The organism is Faecalibacterium prausnitzii, assembly GCF_003324185.1.
In the GTDB taxonomy this organism is placed as follows: Bacteria; Bacillota; Clostridia; order Oscillospirales; family Ruminococcaceae; genus Faecalibacterium; species Faecalibacterium prausnitzii.
Genome location: NZ_PXUP01000046.1, coordinates 1 through 3,429 on the forward strand (window position 1 = coordinate 1; position 3,429 = coordinate 3,429).

The 3,429-nt window shown below is 49.7% G+C and carries 4 protein-coding genes; all 4 read left to right on the forward strand.

Features of this window, described 5'->3' with window-relative positions:
* Positions 1-538: helix-turn-helix domain-containing protein (locus C7J97_RS15295; protein ID WP_147232777.1), on the forward strand; the 538-nt coding region annotated here is incomplete at its 5' end.
* A 125-nt stretch (positions 539-663) separates the two neighbouring features.
* A complete protein-coding gene (locus C7J97_RS14495; RefSeq protein ID WP_113993385.1) occupies positions 664-1,533 on the forward strand; it encodes a DUF6017 domain-containing protein in 870 nt (289 codons plus the stop codon).
* On the forward strand, positions 1,533-2,366 hold the full coding sequence (locus C7J97_RS14500; protein ID WP_113993386.1) for a ParA family protein: 834 nt from the start codon (positions 1,533-1,535) through the stop codon (positions 2,364-2,366). Before C7J97_RS14495 ends, C7J97_RS14500 begins: the two co-directional genes overlap by 1 nt.
* Positions 2,323-3,252: a ParB/RepB/Spo0J family partition protein gene (locus tag C7J97_RS14505; protein WP_097773438.1), complete on the forward strand. Its 930-nt coding sequence runs from the start codon at positions 2,323-2,325 to the stop codon at positions 3,250-3,252. The genes C7J97_RS14500 and C7J97_RS14505 overlap by 44 nt, the downstream gene beginning before the upstream one ends.
* Positions 3,253-3,429 lie beyond the last annotated feature (177 nt).

Here is a 3,429-nt window from a genome sequence, read left to right on the forward strand (position 1 = left end):
TTCGATCCTAAGCTGTTTTATGATGAAGTGCCGATGGTGGGACTCGAACCCACATGGTTTCCCGAACGATTTTGAGTTTTTGTCCTCATCTTCCATCTGGTGTCATCCAGTGATATCTAGTGATATCTGGTTCCCACTGTGCAAAGGCAAAATTCACGCCTCAACGAACAATAATTTGGAATATCCACGATTTTTCGATGCGTTTTCCCCCTACTCTGTTTTTTCGGTTTGGACCGCCCAAATGGAAATTGGAGGGATGTTCAGGAGGGATGCAGGGCAAAACGCTCCTCTGCTTAGGCACAAAACGAAAGGAAAGTCAAGGATAATGAATCAAGATCAAGCAAAAGAGTATTATAAAAAATTATTTGTGAACTATCCTGATGTGCTGTCTGTCGAAGAAGCAACAACTTTACTCGGTTTCAAAAGCCAGACTGCCATCATCAGAAGAATCCATCAACATAGAATTCGCTGCCTGAAAGTCGGACGATCTTTCATGATTCCGAAAGAATATCTCATCGACTATCTTTTGGATAGCTAAATTATACAGCCATTATATTACATAGCGCACCACTTTTCAATAAGAAAAGAGTGCGCTTTTTATTTTCAAATGAAAGGCGGTCGATTTTTTGAACACAAGCTGGAGTAAAACGTTGAAAAAGCCACATGACCCTTGACTACTTCTACGGACAAGCCGGAGAGCTGTTCTCCTTCTACCGCATTCCAAAGGCTCTGTTTCAGGAGCCACGGTTCCAGAGCCTGTCAACCGATGCCAAGACCCTGTACGGTATCCTGCTTGACCGCATGAGCCTGTCCGTGAAAAACGGCTGGCTGGACGAGCAGAACCGGGTGTTCATTATCTTCTCGATAGAGGATGTCAAGAGGGCGTTGTGTTGCGCAGACAACAAAGCGACCAAGCTGCTCCGGGAACTCGAAAAGTTTGGTCTGATTGAACGAAAACGCAGAGGTCTGGGAAAGCCAAGTTTGGTATATGTGAAGAACTTTTCGGCAGAATCGTCAAAATCAATATTCCAGAATCGTGATTTTCACGATTCTGGAGGCTTCAAAAACGCAAGTCAAGACCCTTCAAAATCACGATGTAATAAGACTAAAGAGAATGATACTGAAATGAGTGAGACTGATCCATTCTATTCTGAAGAAGCGGATGGGATGAGCAAACGCACCCAACTGGAAGAATATTTTTCTCAGTCTTTGGAGATAGACCTTCTGCTCCGGCTCTGCCCGGATGATGAGGACACCATCTATCAGATCGTAGATTTGTTGGTGGACACCTGCGCTACCAACCGCAAGCTGCTGCGCATTGCCGGGGACGATAAGCCCGCCGAGGTGGTACGCAGTCGCTTTATGAAGCTGAACGCCGACCATATCCGCTTTGTGCTGAAGTGCCTTGCAGAGAACAGCAGCCCCATCAGGAACATGAAACAATATCTGCTCGCTTCTCTGTATAACGCACCGACTACAATGCAGCTTTCCTACCAGAACCAAACCAACCACGACTTAGCGATGCGGAGGTGATAAAAATTTCAAAGAAAGCAACCACGGTAGCCATCGTCAACCAGAAAGGCGGCACTGGCAAGACCACCACCTGTGAAAATCTTGGCATTGGGCTGGCGATGGAAGGTAAGAAAGTCCTGTTGGTGGACGCTGACCCGCAGGGCAGCTTGACCATCAGCATGGGCTGGCAGCAGCCCGATGAACTGCCCACCACCCTTTCCACCCTGATGCAGAAAGCCATAAACGACCAGAGCATTCCGCCCGGTGAAGGCGTTCTGCACCATGCGGAGGGCGTTGACCTGATTCCGGCGAACATCGAACTGGCAGGGCTGGAAGTGTCTCTCGTCAACTGCATGAACCGGGAAAAGATGCTCAAGCAGGTGCTGGAAGGAGCAAAGCACGAATATGATTTCATTCTGCTGGACTGCACTCCTTCCCTTGGGATGCTGACCGTCAATGCCTTGGCAGCGGCGGACACCACCCTGATTCCCGTGCAGGCGCAGTACCTGTCTGCGAAAGGTCTGGAACAGCTTTTGCAGACCGTGCAGAAGGTCCGACGGCAGATCAACCCCAAATTGAAAATTGAGGGCATCCTGCTGACTATGACCGACAGCCGCACCAACTACGGACAGCAGATCGACAACCTGATTCGAGGTGCTTACGGCAGCAAGATCAAAGTGTTTGACCAGACCATTCCCCGATCTGTCCGTGCTGCGGAGATCAGTGCCGTTGGCAAAAGCATTTTCCAGCACGACCCCAAAGGCAAGGTGGCAGAAGCCTACCAATCTCTGACGAAGGAGGTGCTGGCTGATGCCGAAAAACAGCTTAAACGTGTCGCTGAAAGGGGCAGATGACATTTTCTCCACGGAAGAATCCCGACAGGAACAGCAGCGGGAGCAGGTGCAGCAGATCCCCATTGGAGAGCTGTTCCCTTTCAAGAACCACCCCTTCAAGGTGCTGGACGATGAAGCTATGACCCGGACAGTAGAGAGCATTGCTCAGTACGGTGTGCTGGCTCCGCTGATCGCCCGCCCCCGCCCGGACGGTGACGGCTATGAGATCATCTCCGGGCACCGCCGTCAGTATGCTGCTAAACTTGCCGGGCTGGATACTCTGCCGGTTATCGTGCGGCAGATGTCGGACGATGCTGCTGTGATATTGATGGTGGACAGCAATCTCCAACGTGAACACATCCTGCCCAGTGAGAGGGCTCTTGCCTACAAAATGAAGCTGGAAGCGATAAAAAATCAAGGTGCTAGGTCAGATTTAACTTCCGCCCAAGTTGGGCGGAAGTTGGAAGCTGCCGATATTGTTGGTCAGGAAGCTGGCGACAGTAGAAATCAGGTACGGCGCTTTATCCGTCTGACCAACCTCATCCCGGAACTGCTGGACATGGTAGACGAAAAGAAGATCTCTTTCAATCCCGCTGTGGAACTGTCCTATCTGGACGAAAGCCAACAGCGGGCTTTTTTAGAAGCCATGGATGGTACCCAAAATGCCCCATCTGTATCGCAGGCTCAGCAACTAAAGAAGATGGCGCAGTGTGGTGAGTTCACCTATGAAAAGGCGTTTGATATTTTGGGGCAGGAAAAGAAGAGTGAGCAGGACACCGTAACTATCAAAAACGACATCCTGCGAAAATACTTTCCACGCAGCTATACGCCTCGGCAAATGGAAGAAAAAATCATTCAGCTTTTGGATGCGTGGCAGAAAAAGCAGCAGCGCCACAACGAACGCTGATTCGTAACGCAAGACCCGATGGGGTCTTTTTTGTTTGCAAAAATTTGGAGACTAACTATTAAAAGTCAAGCCCCAAAATGAAAAAATCCGTCTGCCGACCGCTGCCCCTGACAAACAGCATTCAAATGCCATAATCAATGCAGCGAGGGCGACGGAGAGAATAGCAAAGCAAGCCCG

What these genes read in the sequence shown, in the direction of transcription:
- C7J97_RS14505 (WP_097773438.1), top strand. Translation starts at nt 2,323, where the DNA reads ATGCCGAAAAACAGCTTAAACGTGTCGCTGAAAGGGGCAGATGACATT.
- C7J97_RS14495 (WP_113993385.1), top strand. Translation starts at nt 664, where the DNA reads ATGACCCTTGACTACTTCTACGGACAAGCCGGAGAGCTGTTCTCCTTC.